General features: G+C 41.1%; 27 protein-coding genes. 16 read left to right on the top strand and 11 right to left on the bottom strand.

Going from position 1 to position 26,796, the window contains the following annotated elements; genetic code table 11:
- Positions 1-34: 34 nt before the first annotated feature.
- Positions 35-553 carry a DUF3267 domain-containing protein gene (locus C6347_RS08880; RefSeq protein WP_060595916.1) on the bottom strand — a complete coding sequence of 173 codons (519 nt, stop codon included), beginning with the start codon at positions 551-553 and terminating at the stop codon, positions 35-37.
- Between the two features lie 233 nt (positions 554-786).
- Here C6347_RS08880 and C6347_RS08875 point away from each other — a divergent pair, with 233 nt between their 5' ends.
- On the top strand, positions 787-1,131 hold the full coding sequence (locus C6347_RS08875; protein WP_034663590.1) for a YhaI family protein: 345 nt from the start codon (positions 787-789) through the stop codon (positions 1,129-1,131).
- Here C6347_RS08875 and C6347_RS08870 read toward each other — a convergent pair.
- Positions 1,109-1,729 carry an HTH-type transcriptional regulator Hpr gene (locus C6347_RS08870; RefSeq protein ID WP_034663587.1) on the bottom strand — a complete coding sequence of 207 codons (621 nt, stop codon included), beginning with the start codon at positions 1,727-1,729 and terminating at the stop codon, positions 1,109-1,111. The two genes, C6347_RS08875 and C6347_RS08870, sit on opposite strands and share 23 nt — an antisense overlap.
- Positions 1,730-1,916: 187 nt before the next feature.
- The gene (locus tag C6347_RS08865; protein ID WP_034663584.1) at positions 1,917-2,273 is read right to left on the bottom strand and encodes a YtxH domain-containing protein; all 357 of its coding nucleotides are present in this window, start codon (positions 2,271-2,273) and stop codon (positions 1,917-1,919) included.
- Between the two features lie 128 nt (positions 2,274-2,401).
- On the opposite strand from C6347_RS08865, the gene yhzF reads away from it, so the two are divergent.
- Positions 2,402-2,593 carry a membrane protein YhzF gene (gene yhzF, locus C6347_RS08860; RefSeq protein WP_003211362.1) on the top strand — a complete coding sequence of 64 codons (192 nt, stop codon included), beginning with the start codon at positions 2,402-2,404 and terminating at the stop codon, positions 2,591-2,593.
- A 48-nt stretch (positions 2,594-2,641) separates the two neighbouring features.
- Here the strand turns inward: yhzF and C6347_RS08855 are convergent, their stop codons facing one another.
- From C6347_RS08855 to C6347_RS08845, 3 genes are all read right to left on the bottom strand, one after another.
- Positions 2,642-3,160, bottom strand: a complete 519-nt coding sequence (locus C6347_RS08855) for a tryptophan transporter (RefSeq protein WP_024425455.1) — start codon at positions 3,158-3,160, stop codon at positions 2,642-2,644.
- Positions 3,161-3,285: 125 nt separating this feature from the next.
- A complete protein-coding gene (gene serC, locus C6347_RS08850; protein WP_060595918.1) occupies positions 3,286-4,365 on the bottom strand; it encodes a 3-phosphoserine/phosphohydroxythreonine transaminase in 1,080 nt (359 codons plus the stop codon).
- Positions 4,366-4,524: 159 nt separating this feature from the next.
- On the bottom strand, positions 4,525-4,953 hold the full coding sequence (locus C6347_RS08845; protein WP_034663580.1) for an HIT family protein: 429 nt from the start codon (positions 4,951-4,953) through the stop codon (positions 4,525-4,527).
- Positions 4,954-5,439: 486 nt separating this feature from the next.
- Here C6347_RS08845 and C6347_RS08840 point away from each other — a divergent pair, with 486 nt between their 5' ends.
- The 3 genes from C6347_RS08840 to C6347_RS08830 are packed head-to-tail and all read left to right on the top strand — an operon-like array spanning position 5,440 to position 8,154.
- Positions 5,440-6,180, top strand: coding sequence for an ABC transporter ATP-binding protein (locus C6347_RS08840; protein ID WP_003212171.1), 741 nt, complete (start codon positions 5,440-5,442; stop codon positions 6,178-6,180).
- The gene (locus C6347_RS08835; RefSeq protein ID WP_060595920.1) at positions 6,173-7,393 is read left to right on the top strand and encodes an ABC transporter permease; all 1,221 of its coding nucleotides are present in this window, start codon (positions 6,173-6,175) and stop codon (positions 7,391-7,393) included. The genes C6347_RS08840 and C6347_RS08835 overlap by 8 nt, the downstream gene beginning before the upstream one ends.
- Before the next feature lie 53 nt (positions 7,394-7,446).
- Positions 7,447-8,154, top strand: a complete 708-nt coding sequence (locus C6347_RS08830; protein WP_060595922.1) for an EcsC family protein — start codon at positions 7,447-7,449, stop codon at positions 8,152-8,154.
- 226 nt (positions 8,155-8,380) lie between these two features.
- Here the strand turns inward: C6347_RS08830 and C6347_RS08825 are convergent, their stop codons facing one another.
- On the bottom strand, positions 8,381-9,568 hold the full coding sequence (locus C6347_RS08825) for a M20 family metallopeptidase (RefSeq protein WP_060595923.1): 1,188 nt from the start codon (positions 9,566-9,568) through the stop codon (positions 8,381-8,383).
- Between the two features lie 283 nt (positions 9,569-9,851).
- On the opposite strand from C6347_RS08825, the gene C6347_RS19430 reads away from it, so the two are divergent.
- Positions 9,852-10,004: a hypothetical protein gene (locus tag C6347_RS19430; protein ID WP_223249501.1), complete on the top strand. Its 153-nt coding sequence runs from the start codon at positions 9,852-9,854 to the stop codon at positions 10,002-10,004.
- Between the two features lie 64 nt (positions 10,005-10,068).
- On the opposite strand, the gene C6347_RS08815 is transcribed toward C6347_RS19430, so the two are convergent.
- Positions 10,069-10,554 (bottom strand): antibiotic biosynthesis monooxygenase family protein, encoded by a 486-nt coding sequence (locus C6347_RS08815; protein WP_060595924.1) that lies wholly within the window; start codon positions 10,552-10,554, stop codon positions 10,069-10,071.
- Between the two features lie 127 nt (positions 10,555-10,681).
- Here C6347_RS08815 and C6347_RS08810 point away from each other — a divergent pair, with 127 nt between their 5' ends.
- The 7 genes from C6347_RS08810 (at position 10,682) to C6347_RS08780 (ending at position 20,738) form a co-directional block, all read left to right on the top strand.
- The gene (locus tag C6347_RS08810; protein ID WP_060595925.1) at positions 10,682-12,817 is read left to right on the top strand and encodes a transglycosylase domain-containing protein; all 2,136 of its coding nucleotides are present in this window, start codon (positions 10,682-10,684) and stop codon (positions 12,815-12,817) included.
- Between the two features lie 124 nt (positions 12,818-12,941).
- On the top strand, positions 12,942-14,000 hold the full coding sequence (hemE, locus tag C6347_RS08805) for a uroporphyrinogen decarboxylase (protein ID WP_106071586.1): 1,059 nt from the start codon (positions 12,942-12,944) through the stop codon (positions 13,998-14,000).
- Positions 14,001-14,032: 32 nt separating this feature from the next.
- Positions 14,033-14,971: a ferrochelatase gene (gene hemH / locus C6347_RS08800; RefSeq protein ID WP_034663560.1), complete on the top strand. Its 939-nt coding sequence runs from the start codon at positions 14,033-14,035 to the stop codon at positions 14,969-14,971.
- Between the two features lie 22 nt (positions 14,972-14,993).
- Positions 14,994-16,406: a protoporphyrinogen oxidase gene (gene hemY / locus C6347_RS08795; RefSeq protein ID WP_106036611.1), complete on the top strand. Its 1,413-nt coding sequence runs from the start codon at positions 14,994-14,996 to the stop codon at positions 16,404-16,406.
- Positions 16,407-16,580: 174 nt separating this feature from the next.
- Positions 16,581-17,159 carry a TetR/AcrR family transcriptional regulator gene (locus C6347_RS08790; protein ID WP_034620016.1) on the top strand — a complete coding sequence of 193 codons (579 nt, stop codon included), beginning with the start codon at positions 16,581-16,583 and terminating at the stop codon, positions 17,157-17,159.
- Positions 17,160-17,223: 64 nt separating this feature from the next.
- On the top strand, positions 17,224-19,533 hold the full coding sequence (locus tag C6347_RS08785; RefSeq protein WP_060595928.1) for a YhgE/Pip domain-containing protein: 2,310 nt from the start codon (positions 17,224-17,226) through the stop codon (positions 19,531-19,533).
- 143 nt (positions 19,534-19,676) lie between these two features.
- Entirely contained in the window at positions 19,677-20,738 is a 1,062-nt protein-coding gene (locus C6347_RS08780; protein ID WP_066031081.1) for a M42 family metallopeptidase, read from the top strand.
- Between the two features lie 17 nt (positions 20,739-20,755).
- On the opposite strand, the gene C6347_RS08775 is transcribed toward C6347_RS08780, so the two are convergent.
- Positions 20,756-22,045, bottom strand: a complete 1,290-nt coding sequence (locus C6347_RS08775; protein ID WP_034663550.1) for a glutamate/proton symporter GltT — start codon at positions 22,043-22,045, stop codon at positions 20,756-20,758.
- 339 nt (positions 22,046-22,384) lie between these two features.
- Positions 22,385-22,522 (bottom strand): protein YhfH, encoded by a 138-nt coding sequence (gene yhfH, locus C6347_RS08770; RefSeq protein ID WP_008359029.1) that lies wholly within the window; start codon positions 22,520-22,522, stop codon positions 22,385-22,387.
- A gap of 156 nt (positions 22,523-22,678) precedes the next feature.
- On the opposite strand from yhfH, the gene C6347_RS08765 reads away from it, so the two are divergent.
- From C6347_RS08765 to C6347_RS08755, 3 genes are all read left to right on the top strand, one after another.
- Complete coding sequence (locus C6347_RS08765) at positions 22,679-23,422, top strand: MBL fold metallo-hydrolase (RefSeq protein ID WP_181185453.1); 744 nt, start codon at positions 22,679-22,681, stop codon at positions 23,420-23,422.
- A gap of 2 nt (positions 23,423-23,424) precedes the next feature.
- Positions 23,425-24,414 (top strand): lipoate--protein ligase, encoded by a 990-nt coding sequence (lplA, locus tag C6347_RS08760; RefSeq protein ID WP_060595930.1) that lies wholly within the window; start codon positions 23,425-23,427, stop codon positions 24,412-24,414.
- 171 nt (positions 24,415-24,585) lie between these two features.
- Positions 24,586-26,139, top strand: a complete 1,554-nt coding sequence (locus C6347_RS08755) for a fatty acid--CoA ligase family protein (RefSeq protein ID WP_060595931.1) — start codon at positions 24,586-24,588, stop codon at positions 26,137-26,139.
- A 114-nt stretch (positions 26,140-26,253) separates the two neighbouring features.
- Here C6347_RS08755 and C6347_RS08750 read toward each other — a convergent pair whose 3' ends face one another.
- On the bottom strand, positions 26,254-26,661 hold the full coding sequence (locus C6347_RS08750) for a YhfM domain-containing protein (protein ID WP_066031080.1): 408 nt from the start codon (positions 26,659-26,661) through the stop codon (positions 26,254-26,256).
- Positions 26,662-26,796: the final 135 nt, after the last annotated feature.

Here is a 26,796-nt window from a genome sequence, read left to right as displayed (position 1 = left end):
TTTATGAAAAAGATAGAAGTTGGCTTTAAAAACCTCATGATGAGGAAGTTTGGTCAACTAAAATATCAAACTCGTCTTGGGCTTGATCGATGATGCAGGATTTAGGTGCTTTGAGCAGTTTCCATGCAAATAAAAAGTCAGGCAAACAATAGCCTGCATGAATACTTGCGATGATGATAAAATAGTGTGCATACATTGGAAACGCCACGCCTAACACAAAGTAAAGCAGTGAAATCAAACAAAATGGACTGAGAAGTGAATAAAGCATTACTTTCTTTGGCACACGCTTCCAGCAATTTCGTTTAAATAGCGTCATTTTTTTCTTGTTTTTCATCACTGGGATCAAGTGAACCACACGGTGGACAAGCAATGTCACAAGTAAAAGCACAGCAAAAAGCGGTGCGTTGTGGCTGCTTAGTCTCGTTTCAGGATGAGTCAGTTGAAAACATAAAAAAGCCATAATGAAAAAAAGTATAGCAAGACTTATGGCTGAAATCAGCAGTCTCGTATAACCATAATCCTTTTCAAGATTAATGGTCTTCCAACAATTCATTTTTCATCCTTCCAATCTTAAAAAACTAATTGAATATCTCAAGATAATTTACTCTTCCTGAGGATAAAAATCAATGGTTTTGTTGAAAAAAAATAAAATGTTGCCTTCATATGGAATAAAGAGAGGAAACTTTGGGTTTTTCAAGAAAAAAAGACAGAAGAGGGAGGTTCGTCTCTTTCGTCAATGAGTAATTTCGGCTAAAATAGAAAGACTAAGAGAAAGAGGGAACGTACATGAGTATTGAGGAACGAATGAGCCAGCTCGAATATTATATGGAACTTTTGCTGACGGCGACCGATATGAGCCGTTATCCATATTATGCATTATTGATCAGGCAGCGGGTATCGAAAGAAGAGGCGAAGGAAATTGAGCGTATTTGTGCTGAGCTTTCAGAGGAAATGGACAAGCAAAAAGCACAAGGCTACGTCATGTTTGACGATATGCTTGCGCTTTTTGCAGGACAGTTAATTGAAAAGCTGGATGTGCATGAGACGATATTTGCATTGCATGATCAAGGGCTGTTTCAGCCGTTAATGAATGAATTTATAAAGATCATTAAACAATTTGATTTGCTTTAGCCGCTTTTTCTGCTGCATCAGCTGAGTCTTCAAGTTCCTCAGGCTTTTTCGTGACTTTTCCTCGCTCATTCAAAAAGTCCTTCTCAATGTTTGAAAACGATTTCTCAAAAATCTCCATGAAATCCTCACCATAGATGTTTCGGATAATACACATCATTTCTAAAATCTCAGGGAACTTTCCGTAAATGTCATGAAGCGGCTGTGCGCCTTTGACAATACCAGTTCGTGCCGGGTCATAATCTTCAAGTAGTTTATGGAATGTCTCTTCGCCTTTTGGCGTTAGCTCAATATACGTATTGCGTTTATCGTTTAACTTTTTAGAAAATTTTAAAAATCCTCGTTCCTCCAGTTTCTTGGAGAAGTTAAACGCCGTTGATACATGCATGACGCCAAACTTTGCAATTTCTGATATTGAAGCTCCTTTTAATTGATACGCAATCCACAAAATATGATGTTCATTGATATTTAGGTTATACGGTTTGATCCACTGCTGCCAGTCCTTTTCAATGGATTTCCAAAGAGCTTTGCTCAATTGGGCCATTCTTTGACTGAATAAAAGTGCTTCTTTTACATCGAAAGGCTGTTCCGAATGATTCATCCATTTCACCTACTTCTCTTTTTCTTGTAATTCTATTATGCCAATAAAATAAAGATTAATAAAGCTGAAAATTCAAGAATTTTTAAAACTCATGAAAAACATTGACAAAATAACCTTTTTTCAACAAAAAAAGTGCGGGATACGCACCCCGCACACTTTTGTAAACGAATATTTTTTCGTGAGTATATTAGTTTTGTAAGGTTTTCTCCAGTTGTTTGAGCTTTTCCTCAATTTCCTGAATTTCCTTTTGCAAGTCCTGCTGGTGAGGTTTGATTTCTTCGCGCCATTGCTGAATCGATGCTTGTAATTCAGTTCCGACTTCTTTAATGACCTCTGCGCTTTCTTTTGCTGTTTCAACAATTTGCTCTTTTAAAGCTTGTCCATCTCTTTTTAATCTTGTCAGCGTATCTTCGAATTTGTCATAGCCGTCTTTCATCTTTCCGCGCACATCTCTGCCAGAAGAGGGAGTCGTCAGGAGCACTGCCGCACCTCCGAGGAGACCGCCTACAAATAATCCTGTTAATAAAGAACGTCCACTAGCCATTCAAATCACCTCTAGTCAAATTTTACACATTCGCATGTTCTCTCTGAGCTGACGATCAGCTTCATTGAACTTCCATACATAGCTTGCTTTATTTTAGCATACTTTTGAAGAAAAGGGAGGGGAGAAGGTTGTCTGTCTTTCTGTTCGTTTTTACGTGTATCGGTGTCGTTTTTACAGGTGGTTCTATTCATTATGCAAGACAGCTGGGGTATGCAGGGTCTTATCCGCCAAAACATGTATTAAAGCAAAAAGCACTTGTGTGTGCGGCAGGTGCAGGGATTTCGCTCCTCATTTTGCTGCTGACCCTTTTTCTTTTATAAAAGCATGAAAAAACCTCTTCATCTATTATGAAGAGGTTCGATTATTCGTTAAGCAACTTCTATCATTCTTGCACGCCTTAGAATGGACTGAGCAATTGGGAAGACAAATACCATGGCAATGGTATTAATCACGGCTGCTGGAAGGACAACGCCCACAAGAAGTGCCGGTAATGCAGCTGGCAGTCCAGTAATCAGTAAAGCGGCAGATAGGAAAATCACGCCGGATACGATGGTTCCAATCGCAGTTAACACAGCGGTCAGCACCACTTTGTTCTTTATCTTCAAGCAAGATAAGAAAAGGGCTAGGAAGATAAAGGCTGTCACTGGTTTATCAATCATATTTGGAATTTGTCCGCCTGGGAAACCCGTTGTTAATGCAGAAATGACGCCAGTCACTAGGGCAATAACCACTACATGCTGTACCTTTGGGAAAAGGATGATGCTTAAAAACATCATGACCAGCATCATATCAGGTTTCATTCCGAAAAAGATGGGCGGGAAAATCGTATGCAAAACAGCTCCCATTGCTGCAAGCAATGACATAATCACTAATTCTTTTGTTTTCATTTCTATGCTCTCCTCTGCTAAGCTCTTAGGACTCTTCAATAATATGGCTCATCATTTATTGCAAGAGTCATCACTTTATATTTCTCGTTATTATAACAAATTTATTTCTCTATAGAAAAGCTTTTTTACTCATTTTCTTGCTGGAACTTTTTCATAAAGTCCGCAAGCTTTTGGCAGTCTTCAATCGATACCGCATTGTAAATAGATGCTCTGCATCCACCGACAGAACGGTGGCCGGCAAGTCCAACCATTTGTTCCTGCTTTGCTTTCTCTACAAAGGAAGCAGTGAGCGCATCATCACGAAGGGTAAACGTGACATTCATATGCGAACGGCTGTCAGTGCGTGCGTGTCCTTTGTAAAAACCGCCGCTTTGATCAATTGTGTCGTAGAGAATGCCTGCTTTTTGTTCATTGCGTTTTTCCGCTGCTTCTACGCCGCCAGCCTGTTTGACATGCTCAAGGACAAGAGACAGCATATAAATCGCAAAAGTCGGTGGTGTGTGATAAAGAGAGTTGGCTTTTGCGTGTGTTGAATATTTTAATATTTTCGGTGTGCTGCTTTTCTCTTTCTCTAATAAACGTTTGCGCGCGATCACAATCGTGATACCAGAAGGCCCTAAGTTTTTTTGTGCCCCAGCATAAATGAAATCAAATTGAGAAACATCGATTTTTTTGCTGAGAATATCACTGGACATATCTGCAATAAGCGGTAATGATGTACCAGGGAACGTTTTCCACTGAGTGCCGAAGATCGTATTGTTTGATGTGATGTGTAAGTAAGCGCCATCTGTTAAACCGGAGGCATCTACTTCTGGAATATACGAGTAGTTGTCGTCTTCACTTGAAGCAAACACAGATGTTTCACCAAACCCTTTTGCTTCTGATAATGCTTTTTCTGACCAAGCGCCTGTTTGAATGAAATGAGCCGTTTCGCCTTCATGTAAGAAGTTCATAGGAATCATCGCAAATTGAAGACTAGCTCCGCCCTGTAAAAAGAGGACTTCGTAATCTTCTGGAATGTCCATCAGTTCCACCAACAGTGCTTTTGCCTTATTGTGGACTTCTTCATATTCACCGCTGCGATGAGACAGCTCCATCACAGACATCCCAGTTTGTTTAAAATCAACAAGTTCTTCCTGTGCTTTTTGAAGCACTTCTAGCGGCAGTGCCGCCGGACCAGCATTAAAATTCGTCGTTCGCTTCATCACAATCTCTCCCTATTTCTCGCGTTAATGGATCAAAAGATAAAACCATCCTATCACAAATTTGAAGCAATTGGACGAAAAATTTGAATCGTTTTAAATATCTTACTATTAAGAGTTGAAAGCGATAAAAAGGGGCAGAAATAAGAAAAACCTCATCTATTAAGATGAGGTAAGCCGCGTGTGGATGGCAGAAGAAATATCTTTTAAATCCTCTGACGTGTATTGCTCTTGATGTGATTTCCATACAGCACCAAAGCCATCGCCTTTTCCGTAGCGCGGAATGATATGCATATGGTAATGGAACACAGATTGTCCGGCTTTTTCGCCGTTGTTGTTTAGAAGGTTTAACCCAATTGGTTCAAATTCCTGTTTGATTGCTCTTGCAATTTTCGGAATCGCTTGGAAGTAGTGATTAGACACTTCTGGTGTCATCTCGTAGATATTTTCTTTATGTATTTTCGGGATTACAAGGGTATGTCCTTTTGTTACTTGGCTAATATCTAGAAAAGCCAATACATGCTCGTCTTCATATACTTTTGCACATGGAATGTCTCCATCAATGATCTTGCAAAAAATACAATCGCTCACGTCATGTCACTCCTCATTCATTTTCCTTCATCGTATCACAAAAAGAAGCAAAAAAGAAAACAGGACAAGCGAACTCCTTTGGTCGCTCATCCTGCTCCTGCAGAAGAAATGCTGATGCTTTCATTCGATATGCCTTTTGAATTCTCTATTTACTGAAATAAAGAATTCGTATGCCTGCTATTTCTGCCGTAAACACCTCATTTGACGTTTTGGTTTGTCGTATACATATTGTATAGGACACAAAAATCAAGAATCAGTGAAGCAAAACAGAAGCTAAGGTTTTTAGATGAAAAACCAACTTGTCATGCGGTTCTTTGCCTTTAACAAACACCTCATTTACTTATTGGTCATCAAGTTCATTTCTTCTACATACATTATGATGACCAAAGCGCCTATTTTTTATTCATGCCGCGATTAAGGTAAACATTTCAAATTACCTTTCGTTTTTGTTACTATAAAGGAAAAAAGAAAGAAAGGAACGAATTCATGTCCCTTCTCACTGTAAAAGATGTAACGGGTGGATATACGAAGAATCCCGTTCTAAAAAATATCTCATTTGAATTAGAAAGAAATCAAATCGTCGGTCTCATCGGCTTAAACGGGGCGGGGAAAAGCACAACCATTCGCCATATCATCGGGCTCATGAAACCGCATAAAGGTGTCATTGAATTGAATGGACGAACTCTTCAAGACGATCAAGAGGCGTATCGTTCGCAATTTACGTTTATTCCAGAAACACCTGTATTATATGAAGAATTAACCTTAAAAGAGCATTTAGAGCTGACAGCGATGGCTTACGGTCTGTCAAAGGAACAATTAGATGAACGTCTGCCGTCATTGCTGAAAGAATTTCGAATGGAGAAACGTTTGAAATGGTTCCCTGCTCATTTTTCAAAAGGAATGAAACAGAAGGTCATGATTATGTGTGCATTCCTTGTTGAACCAGAACTGTATATCATCGATGAACCGTTTTTAGGGCTTGATCCTCTTGCGATTAATGCACTTCTTGAACGGATGAATGCTGCGAAGAAAAACGGCGCAAGTGTCCTGATGTCGACGCATATTTTGGCGACAGCTGAGCGCTATTGTGATTCCTTTATTATTTTGCACGAAGGGGAAATCAGAGCGAAAGGAACACTGACAGAGCTGAGAGAACAGTTCAATATGAGAGATGCGACACTCGATGATCTTTATTTGGAATTAACAAAGGAAGAAAGCTATGAGTAAAATGACGCAAACCATTTGGAAATCCCGATTAGAGGAACACATGCAAGATACAAGAAAATATTTAAAATACATGTTCAATGATCATCTTGTCATTGTGCTCATTTTTTTTCTTGCAGGCGGAGCGAGCTGGTATAGTAACTGGCTCAAACAGATTCCGGCTCACTTCCCATCCTACTGGGTCATGGCAGTTGTTTTTTCATTGGTGCTGACAAGCTCTTACGTGCGTACGTTGATCAAAGAAGCAGATCTCGTGTTTTTGCTTCCCTTGGAAGGGAAGATGGAGCCTTATTTAAAACAAGCTTTTAATTTTAGCTTCATTTCTCAGCTGTTTCCTCTTATTGCCGTATCCATTGTTGCACTTCCGCTTTATTCTGCGGTGTCTTCAGGCGGCCTCAAGATGTATGTGCTGATATTGGCGCAAATGATTTTGATCAAGGGTGTGAATACAGCAATTCAATGGAGGATCACTTATTTTCAAGGAAAACAGATCAGATGGCTTGATGCAGTCCTTCGTTTTCTATTGAATATGATTTTGGTATATACCGTTTTACAGGCATCCTATGCAATCGCAATCGTTTTTTATCTGATCTATGGTGTCTATCTCGTTTACTTAACCAATGCAGTAAAAAAACAGCCTTTTCAATGGGAATTGCATATTTCTGACGAATTAAAACGAAAACAGCGCTTTTATCGTCTGGCAAACTTATTTACAGATGTGCCTCATTTAAAGAAACAGGTGAAAAGAAGAGCATACATGGACTGGCTCTTGCAGTTTGTTCCGTATGACCAGCGTAAAACTTTTTCTTACATGTATGTGAGGGCGTTTTTACGTTCAAATGACTATTTTGGTCTCGTGTTTAGGCTAACCGCCGTGTTTGTGCTGATTATTTTGTATACAGGTGCAGCAGGCTGGGTGGGTGCGCTGCTTGTCTTGTTCACCGTGTTTATCACAGGTGTACAGCTTGTGCCGTTAACGAAGCACTTTTCCCATCTTTCATTACAGGCACTTTATCCAGTTGCTCAGCAAGAAAAGGATCGGAGCTTTTTTGTTCTCGTTCGTAATGTGCTTATTATTCAATCGATATTGCTGAGCTGTGCAGTACTCCCGGCAGGAGGATGGCAGGGAAGTGGACTTGCCCTTCTGATTTCGCTGGCATTTGTACTTGTCCTCTTCAAGCCTTACGTACTCAGTCGATTAAAAAAGATGAGATAAGCGGAGATATGTTTCTGACAGCAAGCGTATGATGACATCAAGGAGGGGTCCGGATGAATGCAGCTGAACGGGAGTTGTATGAAGAAGCCATTTTTTTTCAAACGCGTTTTTTAAGAAAACCTTCGAAGATCGAACGGTTTTCAAAAGGAGTTCAGCAGCAGGTGAACCGCCGAATCCCTGCTCGATTTCATCAAGTCATCACAAGTGCGGTCAAAACAATGGTTGAATCCACCGTATCAGGATCGCACTTCACTTCATTTTCGGTGATTGATGAGCAATTATCTATCATCGAGCGAAATGAACTGGCAAAGGAGAAAGTGAAGTACTATCAAAAGGCAGCTGCGATCGAAGGAATTGGAACAGGTGCAGGTGGTATATTGCTCGGTATGGCAGACTTTCCGCTGCTGCTTAGCATTAAGATGAAATGTCTTTATGAGCTGGCATGTATTTATGGCTTTGATTTGTCTCAAAAAGAAGAAAGACTCTTTTTGCTCTGTATATTTCAACTCGCCTTTTCCGGCAGTGCACATCGTCAAAAAATGATGAACATCATAGATGATTGGGAAACGAGCTGCGAGGAAATGGATTGGTACAGCTTTCAGCAGGAGTATCGAGATTACATTGACCTAGTGAAGCTATTTCAATTAATGCCGATCGTCGGAGCCGCTGTTGGCGGTGTGGCAAATCATCAGCTGACAGGACAGCTCGGAGATGTCGCTCGTCATGTGTTTCACTTACGAGTGTTGAAAGAAATGAAATAGAAAAGCCGCTGGCGACAGCGGCATCAGCGTGTAGACAAACCCTCGCATTCGTTGTCAGGGCTGCGTTCCGGTGCTCACGAATGTTCAATTCGCTCCGCTCCGGTACTCGTCCTTCCTAGACTTCAAAGGTTTTCTATCACACTGAAAAGAAGACAAAGGGCTAAAATAAAAATCATTTTAGCCCTTTGTCAATAATCTAAAGCCGCTGGCGAGAGCGGCTTTTTTTTCATTCATCGTAGGAAAGGACGGCACGGGCGAGTACCTTTGCTGCGACAGGCATTGCTTTTTCGTTGATATCAAATTTTGGGTGATGATGGGGATACACGTCTTGGCTGTTTTCAGGCATGGCGCCTGTGTAAAAGAAGGTACCAGGGACATGCTGAAGGTAGTAAGCAAAATCTTCTCCACCCATTTGGGTTTCCGCTTCTTTTACTTCTGTGACACCTTCTGTCTGTTTTGCGATGTCAGCAATATATTCAGTCGGCTTTGGATGATTTTTAACAGCAGGATATCCTCTCACATATTCATATGTGTAGTCGGCATCATGCATGTCGCACACCCCTTTCACGACCTGTTCAATTTCTCGTTCGATGGTGTGTCGTGCACTTTCTTCAAAGGATCGTGCAGTACCAGTTAAAACAGCTGAATCTGCAATGACGTTAAAAGCATTCTCTGCCACAAAACCTCCAACAGATACAACAGCAGAATCAACTGGATTGACTTTACGGGCAACGACTTGCTGCAGGTTTGCGACGATTTGTGAACCGATGAGTACGGCATCTTTCGTTAAGTGAGGCTGTGCGCCGTGTCCGCCTTTCCCCTGAACTCGAATAGAGAAGCGGTCGGCGGCTGCCATAAAGTTCCCGCTTTTATAAAGAACGGTGCCACAAGGCTCTGGAGACCAAAGGTGCGTACCGAATATGACATCGACACCGTCTAAGCAGCCGTCTTCAATCATTGGTTTTGCACCGCCTGGCGCATATTCTTCTGCGTGCTGATGAATGAGGACGATTTTCCCTTTTAATTGATCGCGGTGCTCATTCAAGATTTTCGCTAAGACAAGTAGTGTCGCTGTGTGCCCATCGTGCCCGCATGCATGCATCACACCTGGCTTTGTTGATTTGTAAGGCACTTCCTTTTCATCATGGATGGGAAGTGCATCAAAATCAGCCCTGAGGGCAATCGTCGGCCCCGGAGAAGCTCCTTCGATAAAGGCGAGTACACCATGGCCGCCCACCTGTGTACGTGTTGGTATATGTAATGTGTCATAGTAGTTGGCGATGAAAGCGGCTGTTTCTTCTTCCTGGAAAGAAAGTTCAGGATTCATGTGGAGATGGCGTCTAATTTCAACCATTTCCTCATAATGTTCATCAAGACGTTCATTAATGCTTTTTTGTAAAGTGGATATTGTCATTGAGTCGAAAACCTCCTTCATGCTCTTTTACTGATTGTATGGTAATTGTTAGAATCTTTCAACAGAAGAGGATTTCGCATGCTGCATCAAAAGGTCATTTTACATAAAAGTCGAAGTTGATATGAAGCGGGGAAAGGGAGGAATCGTGTTGGGAAGCTGTCCAAATTGTTCAAAAGCATTTTCTTTCGTTGAAAAGTTTCAATTATCACATACGAAAATGATGATGTGTCCAAGCTGTCGTCATCAAGTCAAAGAAACCTTTGTCTCCAAGATGAGTTTTTTCATGATCTGCTTGATTCCGCTATTGGTGATGCTCATTCAATTGAAAGGTGCTTCACCTATGTTGAAGTGGCCGATCTTATTAGGATGGATACTATTGAATTTTTATGTGCTTCAGCCGATCATTCATCGGTACGAGCTGACATCACGACGATAAAATGAAAAGCCCAGCTATTGGGCTTTTTTTCATGAAAAAAAGAAGTGCTGCTTTCAGCACTTCCTTAATTGTCTGTAACGGCATGATAGGATGTGAGAAAAGCAGGACGAGAGAAGATGGAGCCAGTATCCTCGTTTGGCTGAAAGAACGCTTCTGATTCTTGAAAGTCTTCAAATAAGTCCTCTGATTCCCAAAGTGTCATAATCAAATACACTTCTTCATCTTTTTTCGGTCTTAACACTCGAAGAGCCTGGAAGCCCCGCTGATGTTCCGAGATGTTCGTCTTCTTCTGAAAAGTAGATTCAAAAAGTGCTCTGCTTTCAAGCTTCACAGGGATATGATTCAAGGTGACGAAGCCAGATTGGACTAGCTCACCTTTCGCATAAATCACATCATAGGCATGAGGGGCTTTAAAAACAGTCTCGCCCTCCGTCTCATGGAAAAGAGCTGCTTGTTCTTTTCCGACCATATAAAGCAGATTTTCCTGATCGTGTTTCTTTGTGATTTTATGCAAGAAATCTGCTGTTCCATATGTGATATAGACATTCATCTAAACCGCCTCCTGCTTGATAGTATAACAAAAGAATGATATATAATTCTTTGGTAGTCAATCCATAAAACATATTATGAAGCAATACATCCCATACTATCCGTATAAAGGAATGAGGTGACCTAATTTGAAGAAAAAGAAGATAATCATTCCATTAGTCATTGCAGGAAGTACCATCGTACTTTCATTTATTGGCTATCTGACCATTTTATTTTTAGGACATTATGTCATAGATGAAAAGAAGCTTGTTTTTCACGCTTCATCCCAAATCATTGATCAGAATGGAAAAGAACTTACAAGTATGTATTCAGAAAATCGGGACCCTGTCTCATTAAAGGAGGTACCTGATAAAGTAGCGAAAGCTTTTGTGGCTGTCGAGGACAAACGATTTTATGAGCATCATGGTATTGATGCACAGTCAATTTCAAGGGCGGTTTATCGAGATATATTAGCAGGAGGAAAGGTAGAGGGCGGCAGTACAATCACTCAGCAGCTCGCAAAAAATATTTTTCTCACAAATGACAAAACCTTTCTTCGAAAAACAAAAGAAGTCATTATTGCCATTAATTTAGAAAGAGATTATTCAAAGGATAAACTGCTCGAGATGTATCTGAATCAGCTTTACTTCGGTCATGGCGTCTACGGTATTCAGGCAGCAGCCAATTATTACTTTAGTAAAGATGTGAAAGATTTAACTGTCAGCGAAGGGGCTACACTCGCTGCGATGCCAAAAGCGCCGTCTACTTACTCGCCTGTTTTACACCCTGATAAAAATAAACAAAGGCGGGACACCATCCTTAATTTAATGAATGAGCAAGGATATTTATCATCAACAGAAACAGTAGAAGCAAAAGGGAGAACACTAGGCATTCATTTGAAAAAGAAATCAGAAACGCCTTGGGTCGACAGCTATGTCGATCTCATCATTAAGGAGGCAGAATCAGAGTATGCCATTTCACATGAGCAATTGCTTCAAGGTGGTTATACCATTACAGTTCCGATCGATATGAATCTGCAAAAGGTCGCTTACGATGCGATGAAAAACAACCGTTATTTCCCGGGAAAAAGCGGTTCTCCTGAAAGCAGTGCCATCTTTATTGATAATGAGTCTGGCGGAGTAAAAGCAGCGATTGGAGGACGAGAATATCAAGCGAGGGGCTATAACAGGGTGACCGCTGTTAGACAGCCTGGATCTGTTTTCAAGCCGATCGCGGTATATGGTCCGGCAATGCAGGAGAAAAAATTCCGACCTTATTCCCTGCTTGAAGACAAAGAAAAAAGCTATGACGGCTATTCACCAAAGAATTACGATGGGCAGTATGAAGGCAGGGTCACAATGGTGGATGCGCTCATGAAAAGTAAGAATACAGCTGCGGTGTGGACATTAAGCGAGCTTGGTATTGATACCTCGAAATCATATCTCGAGAAAATGGGAATGGAGATTTCGGATAAAGGACTTGCCATGGCACTTGGCGGCTTAGAAAAAGGGGTTTCTCCACTTCAAATCGCTGGAGCTTTCCACACATTTGCAAATGAAGGCGTATATAAAAAGCCTTTCTTCATTCAAAAAATCACCAATGATGAAGGAGAAACGGTAGAGAAGAATCGCAGTAAGCCAGAACGAGTGTTTAGCGTGCAGAATGCTTGGAATATGACAAGAATGCTGCAGCAAGTCGTCAAAGGCGGAACAGCCCAGAGCGGTTCATATGCTGGAGATTTAGCAGGTAAAACAGGCACGACCACATATTCAGGTGTGAAAGGTGCAACAAAAGATGCTTGGTTTGCCGGCTATACGCCTAGTACAACGGGTGCGATCTGGATGGGGTATGACACAACCGATAACAGTCACTATTTAACTGGCGGCAGTCAATACCCAGTGCAGCTGTTTAAAGATATTTTAACGACAGCCCAAATCACCAATGAAACGTTTGAAAAACCAGAGGGAATTAAAGAACTTCAATCGCCAATCCATTTAGAGGGACTTTCAGGATTTGAAGCCCGCTATGCGTTTAAAATCAAAGGATTGTTTACATTAGAGCTTTCTTGGGACAAGCAGGAGGATAAACGGGTTGAATACCGTATTTATGAGAAGAGAAATGGAAACGAGACGCTGATCGATTCAGTGACAGGCGTGGGCAGCTACACAATGCCGTATGCCAACGTGTTTTCAGATGCGGAGTATAAGGTTGTTCCATATAATACCCAAACGCAAGAAGAAGGAGAAGGCAGTCCGTATGTCAAGCCAGAGGCTTTTGGACGTTAATATTCGGCGAATTTTTGAACATTGAGCCGCTTTAGTATACCGTGCCTTGAAAAAGCGGTATAGTAAAAGCAGTGTTTGAGCCTTATACAAAGAGCGTGTAAGGCGAAAGGTGGAATGAAAGGTAATGGGAAAAACGAAGGCTTTTAATGACACGTTCTTAAAGGCGTGCAAAGGGGAAAAAACAGACCATGTACCAGTTTGGTATATGAGACAGGCAGGACGCTCACAGCCTGAATATCGTGCCCTTAAAGAAAAATACGGGCTATTTGAAATTACGCATCAGCCAGAGTTATGTGCTTATGTAACAAGACTTCCTGTAGAACAATATGGTGTAGATGCCGCTATTTTATATAAAGATATTATGACCCCGCTTCCGGCTATTGGAGTGGACGTTGAAATTAAAAATGGAATTGGACCTGTGATTGATTCACCGATTCGGACAAAAGCAGATATTGAACGTCTTGGGGAGCTTCATCCTGAAGAAGACCTGCCATATGTGCTTGATACCATTCAGCTTTTAACGAAGGAGCAGCTGAATGTACCGCTCATTGGTTTTGCCGGTGCACCATTTACGATGGCAAGCTATATGATTGAAGGCGGCCCATCTAAAAACTATCATAAAACAAAAGCGCTGATGTACAGTGAGCCTGAGACATGGATGCTGCTCATGAACAAATTAGCTGATATGACGATCACGTACATACGTGCGCAGGTAGAAGCAGGGATCAGTGCGTTTCAAATCTTTGACTCATGGGTTGGTGCTTTAAATGCAGCAGATTACCGGACATTCATTAAACCTGTCATGCAGCGAATTTTCACAGAGTTGAAGAGTGAAAATGTACCAATGATCATGTACGGAGTTGGGGCAAGCCATCTGGTGAAAGATTGGCATGACCTGCCGCTAGATGTCGTTGGACTGGATTGGCGTATGAGTGTAGACGAGGCTCGAAAAGAAGGGCTCACAAAAACGTTACAAGGGAATCTTGATCCAACGATCTTACTTTCTCCTTGGGAAGTCATTGAAGAGAGAGCAAAAGATATTTTAGATCAAGGGATGAAATCAGATCACTTCATCTTTAACTTAGGTCATGGGGTATTTCCAGATGTTTCACCAGATACGTTAAAGAAGCTGACCGATTTTATTCACGACTATTCAGCTAAACATAAAAAAACATCCATCTAAACTATTTCAAATGATCTGAAGGAGTGTTGGTTGTGGAGAAAAAGAAAATGGGGCTTCTTGTCATGGCATATGGCACCCCATATAAAGAAGAAGACATTGAGCGTTATTATACACATATTCGTAGAGGCAGAAAGCCGGAGCCAGAAATGCTGCAAGATTTAAAGGATCGCTACAAGGCAATCGGCGGTATTTCTCCTTTATCAAAAATTACAGAGCAGCAGGCAAATGGTTTGTGTGAGCACTTGAATGACATTCAAGACGACATTGAATTTCATGTCTACATTGGCTTAAAACATATCGAGCCTTTCATTGAGGATGCAGTTGCTGAAATGCACAAGGACGGCATTACAGAAGCTGTGAGTATCGTTCTTGCGCCGCATTTCTCAACCTTTAGTGTGAAATCGTATAACAAACGTGCACAAGATGAGGCAGACAAGCTGGGCAATTTACAGATTACGTCTGTTGAAAGCTGGTACGATGAGCCGAAGTTTGTGGACTATTGGGTGAAACAAGTGAAGGATACGTATGCATCAATGAGTCAAGAGGAACGAGATTCCGCGGTACTTATTGTGTCTGCACACAGTCTGCCTGAAAAAATTATTGCAGCAGGAGATCCATATCCTGATCAGCTCGCACAATCGGCCAAAATGATTGCGGAAGGTGCGGGAATTGAACACTATGAAATTGGCTGGCAAAGTGAAGGCAACACGCCGGATCCATGGCTTGGACCAGACGTGCAAGACTTAACGCGGGATTTATTTGAACAAAAAGGCTACCAAACATTCGTGTATGTGCCTGTTGGTTTTGTCGCTGATCATCTTGAAGTGTTATACGACAACGATTATGAATGTAAAGTCGTGACAGATGAAATTGGTGCAGCCTACTATCGTCCAGAAATGCCAAATGCGAAACCAGCATTTATTGATGCTCTGGCAACAGTCGTATTAAAGAAGCTTGACGAAAGCAAGTAATCATATAAAAGAAGGCGATCCTATGTATGACAATCAAAAACACCTTGTCATCATTGGCGGTGGCATCACTGGTTTAGCCGCCGCCTTCTATTTGGAAAAGGAAGTCGAAGAAAAAGGTCTTCCGATTCAAATATCTCTTATTGAAGCGAGCCCTAGGCTAGGTGGAAAAATACAAACATTATATAAAGACGGCTACATCATCGAACGTGGACCTGATTCATTTTTAGAAAGAAAAGTCAGTGGACCGCAGCTGGCTAAGGATGTCGGTCTGTCCGATCAGCTCGTCAATAATGAAACTGGGCAAGCGTATGTACTAGTCAACGAAACCCTTCATCCGATGCCAAAGGGTGCTGTGATGGGTATTCCAACTCAAATCAGCCCATTTATTACAACTGGTCTTTTTTCAGTTGCGGGAAAAGCGAGAGCGGCGATGGATTTCGTGTTGCCAAAAAGCAAGCAGACCGAAGATCAGTCGCTTGGTGAATTTTTTAGAAGACGTGTGGGTGATGAGGTCGTTGAGAATTTAATCGAGCCGCTTCTATCAGGCATTTACGCAGGGGATATTGACCGCCTGAGCTTAATGTCCACCTTCCCGCAATTTTATCAAACAGAACAGCAGCATCGCAGTTTGATTCTTGGGATGAAAAAATCACAGCAGCATGCGAAAGCACAGCAAGTGACTGCGAAAAAACAAGGACAGTTCCAAACGATCAATCAAGGACTGCAGTCGCTTGTGGAAGCAGTAGAAAGTAAGCTCAAGCTGACAACGGTGTATAAAGGGACAAAAGTGAAGCAGATTGAAAAAACAGAGGGAGGCTATGGTGTGCAATTAGACAGCGGTCAAACGCTTTTTGCCGATTCAACCATTGTCACGACTCCGCATCAATCGATCTATTCCATGTTTCCTAAAGAAGCAGGGCTTGAGTATTTGCATGACATGACCTCTACTTCTGTTGCAACGGTAGCACTCGGTTTTAAAGAAGAGGATGTTCATAATGAATATGACGGCACTGGTTTTGTCATCTCAAGAAACAGTGATTTCTCTATTACGGCCTGTACATGGACAAACAAAAAATGGCCGCATACAGCTCCGAAAGGAAAAACGCTATTGCGTGCGTATGTCGGAAAAGCTGGCGACGAATCGATTGTCGAGCAGTCAGACAGTCAAATCGTCAGCATCGTGCTTGAAGATTTAAAGAGAATCATGGATATTAAAGCAGATCCAGAATTGACGACAGTGACTCGCTGGAAGACCAGTATGCCGCAATATCACGTCGGTCATCAAAAAGCTATTTCGAACATGCGAGAAACGTTTAAGCAATCATATCCTGGTGTTTATATCACAGGTGCTGCTTTTGAAGGTGTTGGAATCCCTGATTGTATTGATCAAGGAAAAGCCGCCATCTCAGAAGCTGTATCGTATCTATTTTCATAAAAAACAACTCCCTTTTCTGTCATGGAAAGGGAGTTTTTCATGTTCGAATCATTCGAAAAGAGTTGGGAATCATAAATGTGAACAAAGTTGTTGCATCCGGGGAAAGGGATATGGTATATTACTTTCTGTACTTAATGACCAAAACGTTCAAATAGTCATTTCGGGAGTGAGATCATGAGTGTTGATAGGAGACAAATGATTTTAGATGGTGCGACGAAGGCATTTACTCAATTCGGGTATAAAGCGACCACAATGGACCTCGTGGCGAAGCTTGCCAACGTCGGGAAAGGTACCATTTATACATTTTTCAAAAACAAAGAAGAGTTGTTCGATGAAATTTTCACATCCCTTTTACTAGAGATGAGGAAAATTGCGGATGAGGCGATTGATGAGAAGAATAGTTTCTCTGAAAACCTTCACTTAGCACTCTTTGCAATTTTAGAATTTCGAAAAAACCACCAGCTCACAATTAAGATTTTTCAGGAAAATGCGGAGCTTGGCACGTCAGCGGTCAAGGAAATGATCGAAAAGATGGAGCAGATGATCATTCGCTATATCAAAATGAAAGTACAAGAAGCGATGGATAAAGGCGACATTAAGCCTTGTGATCCTGAATTGACTGCATTTGTGATGGTGAAACTATATATTGCACTGATTTTTGATTGGGAAAAGCGATACGAGCCTTTAACAAAAGAAGAGGTAGCCGAATCGCTGGAGCTTTATGTCTTAAAAGGACTATCTGCAACAACATAATTTTTTTTGAGTTCATATGACCAAATTTTATATTTAGTCATTCATCTATGGGAGGAAAACAGCAATGAATTTAATTCGGAATCAATGGAAAGACATTGTAACGAGCAAAAAACTACTGATCCCGATTTTAGCTGTCTTATTTATTCCGCTGATTTACAGTGGTGTATTTTTAAAAGCATATTGGGATCCATATGGTACAGTTGATCAACTGCCTGTAGCGGTTGTCAACTTGGATGAAGGCAGTCATTATGACGGGAAAACCCTTCATGTCGGCGATGATTTAGTGAAGGAATTAAAGAAAAACGATAATTTCAAATGGAATTTTGTCGATAGTGAAGAAAAGGCCGTAAAGGGATTAAATAACGAGGATTATTATCTCGTTGTGGAAATACCAAAAGACTTCTCGAAAAATGCAAGTACAGTGTTAGATAAACATCCGAAAAAATCGAATCTGAAATATTATACGAATCCAGGCGCAAACTATGCGGCGTCACAAATTGCGAATAATGCCATTATCAAATTAAAAGATTCGGTTTCAAAGGAAGTCACAAAAAATTACGCCGAGGTCATCTTTGATAACTTCAAAACGATTGCAAAAGGATTAGATCAAGCAAGCGATGGCGCGAAGAAAATTGATGACGGAACAAAAAGCGCAAAAGATGGCAGTACAAAGTTAAAAGACAACTTAGCCAAATTGGCTGAAGGTACGTTAACCTATAGCGAAGGTGTTCATCAGTTCGCAGGGAAAATGGGTGAACTGAACACAGGCATACAGTCTCTAGACAGTGGGCTCGGTCAGCTCTTAACAGGCTATCAAACCATTGATCAGAAATTTGGAGATCTTGGTACAGGAATTGATACATTAACCGAAGGATTAAACACAAGCCGTGAAGGACATCAGCAGCTCGCTTCTAAAATGCCGCAATTCACAGCGGGCATTGAGCAGCTAAACAATAAAGCACAATCCTTTTCAGAAAAAATTGCAGCAGTAGAAAAAGTCTTATCGTCACCAGAATTAGCGAATCTTGAAAAGATGGCGCCTAAACTCGATCAGGTGAAAAAAGACGCAAAAACGTTCAGTACAAAACTTGCTTCATTAAAAGAAGCATTATCAAATCGAGATGCTAAAGTAAAAAGCATTATCCAAAACAGCTCCATGACAGATGAAGAGAAAAAGGCGGCAATGGATCAGCTGAACAGTCTGCCTAAAATCGAACTGCCTGATCTGTCTGGACTCGAACAAAGCTTAGCGGCCTTGCAGGAACTGCCTGATGCAAGTGAGGTACAGTCTGCGGTTGCATCTGCAAAAGCTCAGCTGCAGCAAGTCAAACAGCTGCCAAAGAAAACAGAACAGCTGTACACGTCTACAGTCGCGATACAAAATGCGATCGACCAAATGACATCTGGTACGAATAAATTATATCAAGGTGCATTGAAGCTTCAAACAGGTCAAGGCCAATTACAAGATGGCCTGCAAACAGCAAATGGAAAGCTTGATACGGCGAAAAGCGGAGCGGATAAGCTTGCAAATGGATCAAGCCAGCTTAGCGCAGCGTTAAATAAGCTGGAAAGTGGTTCAACAAATATCCAAAGCAATACATCTAAGCTTGCCGAAGGCTCAAAATCGCTTGATAAAGGATTGGGAGATTTAAAGAGCGGTACAGGTAAGCTGTCCAATAAATTGAAAAGCGCCGCTGATGAAACAGGGGAAATTGATGCAAATCAAGACAATTACAATATGATTGCAAGCCCTGTTAAAACAGAGAATGATACAGCGAAAAAGATTGATAATTATGGAACAGGGCTCACGCCTTATATTTTATCCATGGGACTCTTTGTTGGGGCTCTGATGCTCACCGTTGTATTCCCAATGAAAGACCCTGCTGGACGCCCTAGAAATGCGTTTGAATGGTTTGTCAGCAAATATAGCGTGCTTCTGCTTGTCGGTATCCTGCAAGCAGTCATTGCAAGTACGATGCTCATCTTTGGGCTTGGTCTTGAGGTGGAAAGCCTCTGGCGCTTCTATCTCTTTGCAATCATCGTCAGTCTGACATTCTTAGCGATCATTCAGCTGCTAGCGACAACAATGGGGAACCCAGGACGCTTCATTGCCGTCATTATCTTAGTTCTTCAGCTCGCAGCAAGTGCTGGTACATTCCCGCTTGAGCTTGTCCCTAAATTCTTCCAAGTCATTCATAGTCTGCTTCCAATGACGTATACAATCAATGGATTTAGAACGATCATTGCAAGCGGTGATGACAGCTATTTATGGCACCAAGCAGCGATTCTTGGAACAGTTGCGATCATCATGATGGCGGCAACAACAGCTTACTTTGCTTGGAACGTAAGAAAAATGAAACAAGACGAAGCTTAATCAAGAAATCCTTTCTCTTTATAGAGGAAGGATTTTTGATTTGAAATTAGACATCTTGAACCCGAAGCGATATATTTTAAGAAGGGATGCTATAAAAGGCATACATGGAAGGAATTGCTTTCAGACAAAGGAGGAAATGCCGAATGACAACTGAAGTAAACGAAACCGTTCAGCTGATTCAAAAGCTCGTATCGATCCCAAGTCCGTCAGGGAATACAGAAAAGGTGATTGGCTTTGTTGAACGCTTTTTACAGGATGTAAATATTGAGACAAAACGAAATCGAAAGGGCGGCTTAATTGCCACTATTAAAGGAACCGATGATAAGGAACACCGCATGCTGACAGCACATGTCGATACGCTTGGTGCGATGGTAAAGGAGATTAAATCAAATGGACGGCTTCGTCTTGCACTCATTGGAGGCTTTCAGTATAACTCAATCGAAGGTGAATACTGTGAAATTGAAACCGCTTCAGGCCATACATACACAGGAACCATTCTCATGCATCAAACGTCAGTTCATGTCTATGCGGATGCGGGAAAAGCAAAACGAAACCAAGAGAATATGGAGATCCGACTCGATGAAAAGGTGCAAAATGCAGACGATGTCAAAGCACTTGGCATTCAAGTAGGGGACTTTATCTCATTTGATCCTAGAGTGGAAGTGACGTCTTCAGGTTTTATTAAATCAAGACACCTTGATGACAAGGCAAGTGTGGCGCTCTTGCTGCGACTCATCCACCGCATTCAAAAGGAAAACATCACATTGCCGCATACGACGCACTTCTTAATTTCCAATAATGAAGAGATTGGCTACGGTGGAAATTCCAATATTCCAGAAGAAACGGTGGAATACCTCGCTGTCGATATGGGAGCTATCGGCGATGGTCAATCAACAGATGAATACAGTGTGTCTATTTGTGTGAAGGACTCAAGCGGTCCTTATCATTATGGATTACGCAAGCATTTAGCCGCGTTAGCAGAGGAGAACAATATTGATTACCGTCTAGATATTTACCCTTATTACGGCTCTGATGCATCAGCAGCCATTAGAGCAGGATATGATATCATTCATGGACTGATTGGTCCTGGCATAGATTCCTCGCATGCATTTGAACGAACACATGAAGATTCTCTCGTCCATACAGCGAATCTCCTTTATCACTATGTTCAATCAGAATTAATCACGAAAAAAGAACCCCGATAGATGGGGTTCTTTTTTCGTTAGCTTGAAAGCTGTGTCGGTTCAGGTACTTCTTGTCCAGTCATCACGCGATGTCCTTTTTCAGGGTCATATTGTCCTTCCCATTTAGACATCACAACAGCTGCAAGTGCATTTCCTGTTAAGTTAACAACTGTTCGCGCCATATCCATGATACGATCCACACCTGCAATAAATGCAAGACCTTCAGCAGGTACACCGATCGTTCCTAATGTTGCGAGTAATACAACAAAGGAAGTGCCAGGAACGGCAGCCATTCCTTTAGATGTCACCATCAGTACAAGAACAAGTGTGAGCTGCTGGACGATCGTGAGGTCAATGCCATATACCTGTGCAAGGAAAAGCGCAGCAATAGCTTGATACAGTACGGAGCCGTCTAGGTTAAACGTATAACCGATTGGGATAACGAAAGAAACAATTCCCTTCGGACATCCAATGCGTTCCATTTTATCCATGACTCTTGGTAAAACTGTTTCAGAGCTGGATGTACTAAAGGCAAGAAGCATTTCGTCTTTCATGTAAGCAAGAAATCTGAAAATATTGACGCCAATCATCTTTCCAATAATTCCGAATACAACGATAAGGAAGAGAGCGAGCGCAAAATAAACAAGACCTACAAGCTTACCTAATGAAATAAGAGATTCAAGACCAAATTTTGATACAGTCACACCAATGAGTGCGAAGACACCAAATGGTGCGGCTTTCATCACAACATTGACGACATGGAACATGGCGTGTGATACACCTTCGAAGAAGGCGAGCACTGGTTTGCCGCGTTCACCAATGGCTGAAACGCCAAGAGCAAATAACACAGTGAAGAAAATAATCGCAAGCAAATCACCTTCCGCCAATGATTGGAAGAAGTTCGTTGGAACGATATGAAGGAACGTATCAGCAACTGATTTGCTGCTTTGCTCTTTTTCCGTTTCAACATACTGGCTAATATCTTGTTTTTCCGTATTTCCAAAGTCAACGCCTGCACCAGGTTGAACAAAGTTTGCAAGCGCAAGACCAAGAATAATCGCAAATGTTGTGATAATTTCAAAATAAAGAATAGTTCTAAAACCAAGTTTCCCTACTTTTTTACCATCACCGGCACCTGCAACACCTAAAATTAAGCTAGATACGACAATTGGTATAACAATCATCTTAATGAGTCTTAAGAAGAAGTCTCCAATTGGTTTTAAATAAGTCTCAACGCCTGGGTTACCGAAAAAGATTGCCCCAACAACGACACCGAGAATAAGACCGATTAGGATTTGTGTAGCTAATCCAAATTTTAATTTTTTCATAGATTTCCTCCCTAACATATTCATTAAAGGAATATTCCCATCATATTAAGTTTTAATATATGAATTAAAGTATAACTAAAATTAAAGAGGCTCGTCCACGATTAAATTATATTAAGAAAATACAAAATTGTTTGAAAAAATGAACATTTAGAACCTCCTTTATTAATTCAAGTCAATAAAAAGTGTCTTCAGAACTAAAACTCATCATATGAAAATACTAAAAAACCCTTTTAGGACAAGGGTTTTACCTTTTTACCTATTTTTTAGAAAAAATAAAAAGCACTTTTGACTCCAACTGACGATGGAGGAAAAAAGTGCTTTTTAATTCAATTTTTTACCTTATTTAAGATAACTTACTTGTGAGCATTCCTCACATTCATTACCGTAACACTCGTGTTGTTCCATTAAATCATTTCCACATTTTGTGCATTTCTTTGAGGGCAAATTTCTAAAAAACTCAGTGATTTTTCCTAGCATTTGTCATCCTCCAATACATTTTGTTGCTATTATTGTATTATAACAGATTGATAATTGTCAATCTGTTTTGCAACAATAGGCAAGAAGAATGCTTTTTTCATGAAAAATGGGTATATTGTAAGAAGGGGATTTTTAGAAAAGGAGGGAAAAATGACGATGAAATTAACTGTCATTGGATGCTACGGAGGGTTTCCGGCCGCTGGTGAAGCGACGTCAGGGTACCTTTTTGAATCAGATGGCTTTCGTCTGCTTGTAGACTGCGGGAGCGGTGTTCTTTCCAAACTGCAGCAATACATGGATATAGAAGAACTAGATGCTGTTCTCCTTTCTCATTATCACCACGATCATATTGCGGATATCGGACCACTCCAATATGCGAAGCTAGTGGGATATCATTTAGGAAAAAGCAGCGGTCCGCTTCCGATCTATGGACATACGGGTGATCAAAAAGCATTTGGGCGACTTGCGGATGATGTACATACTAAGGCAGAGGCTTATCAGCCAGAAGAGGGTATTCAAATTGGTCCATTTCAAATTGATTTTTTGAAAACGGTTCATCCGGCAGAATGCTATGCTATGAGAATTCAGGCAGGGGATGCTGTGGTGGTGTATACAGCAGACTCAAGTTATCAGGACGCATTTATCCCATTTAGCAAGGATGCAGATCTACTGATTGCTGAAAGCAATTTTTATGCTGGACAGGACGGATCGGGTGCAGGACATATGAACAGTACAGAGGCGGGCAAGCTTGCAAGGGAAGCAAATGTTGGGGAACTCATCATCACGCATTTGCCCCATTTTGGTCGTCATAAAGACCTAGTCAATGAAGCACAGGCGTTATATACTGGCAATATACAGCTTGCCCATTCAGGGCTTAGATGGAACAAGGAAGGAAGATAGAGATGCTGTTTATCGATAACGAACAACATTATGATCCAATGATTAATTTGGCAATAGAAGAGTATTGCTTAAAATATTTAGATCCTGATGAAACGTATTTGCTGTTTTACATCAATCAGCCGTCGATTATTATTGGAAAGAACCAAAATACAATAGAAGAAATCAATACGAAGTATGTGGAAGACAACGGCATCAAAGTTGTCCGCCGCCTGTCCGGTGGTGGTGCAGTTTACCATGACAAAGGAAACTTAAACTTCAGTTTTATCACAAAAGATGATGGGGACAGCTTCCATAACTTCAAAAAGTTCACCGAGCCAGTCATCAAAGCGCTTGAAAAGCTTGGTGTCAAAGCGGAATTAAGCGGGAGAAATGACATTATGGCAGATGGACGAAAAATTTCTGGAAATGCCCAGTTCGCTACAAGAGGACGTATTTTCAGCCATGGCACGCTGCTATTTGATTCAGAAATCGAACATGTCGTTTCGGCTTTAAATGTGAAAAAAGAAAAGATTGAATCAAAAGGCATTAAATCCATTAGAAGCAGGGTTGCCAATATTAGTGAATTGATGGATCAAAAGATGACAACAGAAGAATTTAGAAAAATTCTTTTAAGCTACATTTTCGATACGAATGGGGATGTCCCTCAATATCAGTTGACTGAGAAGGATTGGGAAAAGATTCACGAGATTTCTCGGGATCGATATCAAAAATGGGAATGGAACTACGGCCGTTCACCGAAATTTAATTTACAGCATTCTAAAAGATTCCCAGCAGGCTCCATTGATCTTCGATTAGAAGTGAAAAAAGGCATCATCCAAGACTGCAAAATCTTTGGTGATTTCTTTGGTGTAGGGGATATTGCTGATATTGAAAAAAGACTCATTGGGCAGCAATATGATCGCAAAACGATCAGCGACGTATTAGAAGATATGGATATGCGCCACTACTTCGGCAACGTATCAAAAGAGGATTTTCTTGATTTGATTTATTAAAAGGGACAAGCACGGCTAGAGATAGCGGTGCTTTTTTGATTGAAAGAAATGAAAGCGATTCACATTTGATCTTGTGGATTTTTTCGATTGTCTATTATAATAGAAAGGAGGAATGTTTGGCCATAAAATGAATGGCTATTCATTCATTAATGACGTGTAAGGGGTGGGAGAATGGATTTGATCAAAAATCTAGAGCAGACGGCGATGACGAAAGGAGAAAATATCGCACTGATCTTTGAAGGAAATAAGTGGACCTATCGAGAGCTGATGACAAGTATCGAGCGATTTGCAGATGGATTAGTCAACGAAGGGTTTCAAGCTGGGGACCATATCGCGCTTATTTTAGGAAATTCACCGCATTTTGTCATTTCTTTTTTTGGTGCCTTAAAGGCAGGACTTGTCGTAGTACCAGTCAATCCAACATACACGCCTAGTGAAATTGGCTATATGCTGATTACAGGTGATGTAAAAGGCATTGTTGCCCCTGAACAGCTACTGCCAGTGTACGAGCAGGTGTACGAACAGCTTCCGTCTATTGAACGAGTGATTATTTGTGCAGAAAATGAATCTGCATGCAGATCAAGTTTTAAGGAAGTATCTGATCGTCTTGTCTTCTTTGGAAAGCTTGTGTCTGGTCATGCGAAAGAGAACGTGCATCCTTCTATTCATCAGGATGATACGGCAGTTATTCTATTTACATCTGGCACGACAGGAAAACCAAAGGGTGCGATGCTGACTCATTTCAACCTTTATTCAAATGCCAGAGACGTCGCTGAGTACCTATCCATTGATGAAAAGGACAAGGTCATCGCCGCTTTGCCGATGTTCCACGTATTTTGTTTAACGGTTTGTATGAATGCACCATTGATTCATGGCGCGACCATTTATGTCATGCCGCATTTCAGCCCATCGGAGCTTTTGCGTATGATGGAAAAAGAGAAGCCAACGTTATTTGTTGGTGTTCCCACTATGTATAACTATTTGTACTGCCAGGAAGGGCACGAGGAAGCGATGTCCTCAGTGAGGATTTGTATATCTGGCGGTGCCTCAATGCCTGTTGCCTTACTTCACGGTTTTGAGAAAAAATTTGGTGTCACGGTGCTGGAGGGCTACGGATTATCAGAGGCTTCCCCAGTAACTGCATTCAATCCTCTTGATGGAAAAAGAAAACCCGGTTCAGTTGGGACCGACATTATGAATGTGAAGAATAAGATCGTGAATGAACTGGGAGAAGAAGTCGGTCCAAATGAAGTCGGAGAGCTGATAGCAAAAGGACCAAACATTATGAAAGGCTACTATCAAATGCCAGAAGATACTGAAGCTGCACTAAGAGGCGGCTGGCTGTATACCGGTGATTTAGCGAGAAGAGATGAAGAAGGATACATTTATATTGTCGATCGGAAAAAGGATATGATTCTCGTTGGCGGGTATAATGTTTATCCAAGAGAAGTAGAAGAAGTGCTTTATCAACATGAAGCTGTAGCAGAAGCCGTCGTCATCGGTGTGCCAGACCCGAACACCGGAGAAGCTGTCGTCTGTTACATTTCCCCTAAGAAACATGCTCACATCAATCAAGAAGACATCATCACACATTGTTCACGCTTTTTAGCGAAATATAAGCAGCCCCAAACGATCCATTTCATAGATGATATTCCAAAGAACACAACAGGTAAAATTTTAAGAAGAGCACTAAAGGAAAAGTATCAAGCAGAGGAAAGTAAATAAAAAAAGGGAGTCTCTTATGAGGAGGCTCCCTCAGCGTGTAGACAAACCCTCGCATTCAGGTCTGAAAAGGTTTTCTATCACGCTGAAAAGAAGACAAAGGGCTAAAATAAAATTTTAACTCTTTTGAATCGCTTCTTTTAGCTGTTTCTGAAAAGAATTAGACTGTTTTTGATTCAGTTCATAATAAGTCCCATCTACTAAAAAAACGACCTGTGATCGGCTCGTCCAGAGCTGAAAGGTGGTGCCGTTTGTTCGGCCGTACATCACCTTGGCGATATAATCTGGTTCCTTTAAATTTTTCTTAAGATGATTGCTTGTTTGTTTGCCTTTGTTTAATTCTTCTATTAAATCTTCTGCTGTGTCCTTATCATCTATTTCATAAGAAGTGGACTCGTTTGCAGGTGAAAGCAGCAATTTTTCTGCTCGATTCTCATCAAAGATTTCGCTCGTCCGGCTGAACACATAAAAGAAGGTAATGAGTAAAAGTCCAAAGATCACAACTCCTGCAAGGATTTTCTTCATTTTAATCCTCCAACTCTCTGTTTTATATGTAGCATCTCCGATTTTCGAGTAGCATAATCATTTTTTTCGCGAAAGCTTTTTCAGATGGGGCATGCTATGATGGAGCCACATGAGACAGGTTCTAAACAAAAAAAT

This window comes from Bacillus sp. NMTD17 (assembly GCF_002998735.1).
GTDB lineage: Bacteria > Bacillota > Bacilli > Bacillales > Bacillaceae > Bacillus.
Note: the sequence above shows the minus strand (reverse complement) of the source record. Positions and strands in the feature narration are given on the sequence as shown.

Excerpts from the sequence above, each read along its gene's own strand:
- C6347_RS08755 (WP_060595931.1), top strand. The coding sequence starts at position 24,586 with ATGGATTTGATCAAAAATCTAGAGCAGACGGCGATGACGAAAGGAGAA.
- C6347_RS08775 (WP_034663550.1), bottom strand. The coding sequence starts at position 22,045 with ATGAAAAAATTAAAATTTGGATTAGCTACACAAATCCTAATCGGTCTT.
- C6347_RS08880 (WP_060595916.1), bottom strand. The coding sequence starts at position 553 with ATGAATTGTTGGAAGACCATTAATCTTGAAAAGGATTATGGTTATACG.
- C6347_RS08830 (WP_060595922.1), top strand. The coding sequence starts at position 7,447 with ATGAATGCAGCTGAACGGGAGTTGTATGAAGAAGCCATTTTTTTTCAA.
- C6347_RS08765 (WP_181185453.1), top strand. The coding sequence starts at position 22,679 with ATGAAATTAACTGTCATTGGATGCTACGGAGGGTTTCCGGCCGCTGGT.
- C6347_RS08875 (WP_034663590.1), top strand. The coding sequence starts at position 787 with ATGAGTATTGAGGAACGAATGAGCCAGCTCGAATATTATATGGAACTT.
- C6347_RS08815 (WP_060595924.1), bottom strand. The coding sequence starts at position 10,554 with ATGAATGTCTATATCACATATGGAACAGCAGATTTCTTGCATAAAATC.
- C6347_RS08825 (WP_060595923.1), bottom strand. The coding sequence starts at position 9,568 with ATGACAATATCCACTTTACAAAAAAGCATTAATGAACGTCTTGATGAA.
- C6347_RS08780 (WP_066031081.1), top strand. The coding sequence starts at position 19,677 with ATGACAACTGAAGTAAACGAAACCGTTCAGCTGATTCAAAAGCTCGTA.
- yhfH (WP_008359029.1), bottom strand. The coding sequence starts at position 22,522 with ATGCTAGGAAAAATCACTGAGTTTTTTAGAAATTTGCCCTCAAAGAAA.
- C6347_RS08870 (WP_034663587.1), bottom strand. The coding sequence starts at position 1,729 with ATGAATCATTCGGAACAGCCTTTCGATGTAAAAGAAGCACTTTTATTC.
- C6347_RS08750 (WP_066031080.1), bottom strand. The coding sequence starts at position 26,661 with ATGAAGAAAATCCTTGCAGGAGTTGTGATCTTTGGACTTTTACTCATT.
- C6347_RS08855 (WP_024425455.1), bottom strand. The coding sequence starts at position 3,160 with ATGAAAACAAAAGAATTAGTGATTATGTCATTGCTTGCAGCAATGGGA.
- C6347_RS08835 (WP_060595920.1), top strand. The coding sequence starts at position 6,173 with ATGAGTAAAATGACGCAAACCATTTGGAAATCCCGATTAGAGGAACAC.
- hemE (WP_106071586.1), top strand. The coding sequence starts at position 12,942 with ATGGGAAAAACGAAGGCTTTTAATGACACGTTCTTAAAGGCGTGCAAA.
- C6347_RS08840 (WP_003212171.1), top strand. The coding sequence starts at position 5,440 with ATGTCCCTTCTCACTGTAAAAGATGTAACGGGTGGATATACGAAGAAT.
- C6347_RS08785 (WP_060595928.1), top strand. The coding sequence starts at position 17,224 with ATGAATTTAATTCGGAATCAATGGAAAGACATTGTAACGAGCAAAAAA.
- hemY (WP_106036611.1), top strand. The coding sequence starts at position 14,994 with ATGTATGACAATCAAAAACACCTTGTCATCATTGGCGGTGGCATCACT.
- C6347_RS08865 (WP_034663584.1), bottom strand. The coding sequence starts at position 2,273 with ATGGCTAGTGGACGTTCTTTATTAACAGGATTATTTGTAGGCGGTCTC.
- C6347_RS19430 (WP_223249501.1), top strand. The coding sequence starts at position 9,852 with ATGATCTGCTTGATTCCGCTATTGGTGATGCTCATTCAATTGAAAGGT.
- lplA (WP_060595930.1), top strand. The coding sequence starts at position 23,425 with ATGCTGTTTATCGATAACGAACAACATTATGATCCAATGATTAATTTG.
- serC (WP_060595918.1), bottom strand. The coding sequence starts at position 4,365 with ATGAAGCGAACGACGAATTTTAATGCTGGTCCGGCGGCACTGCCGCTA.
- C6347_RS08790 (WP_034620016.1), top strand. The coding sequence starts at position 16,581 with ATGAGTGTTGATAGGAGACAAATGATTTTAGATGGTGCGACGAAGGCA.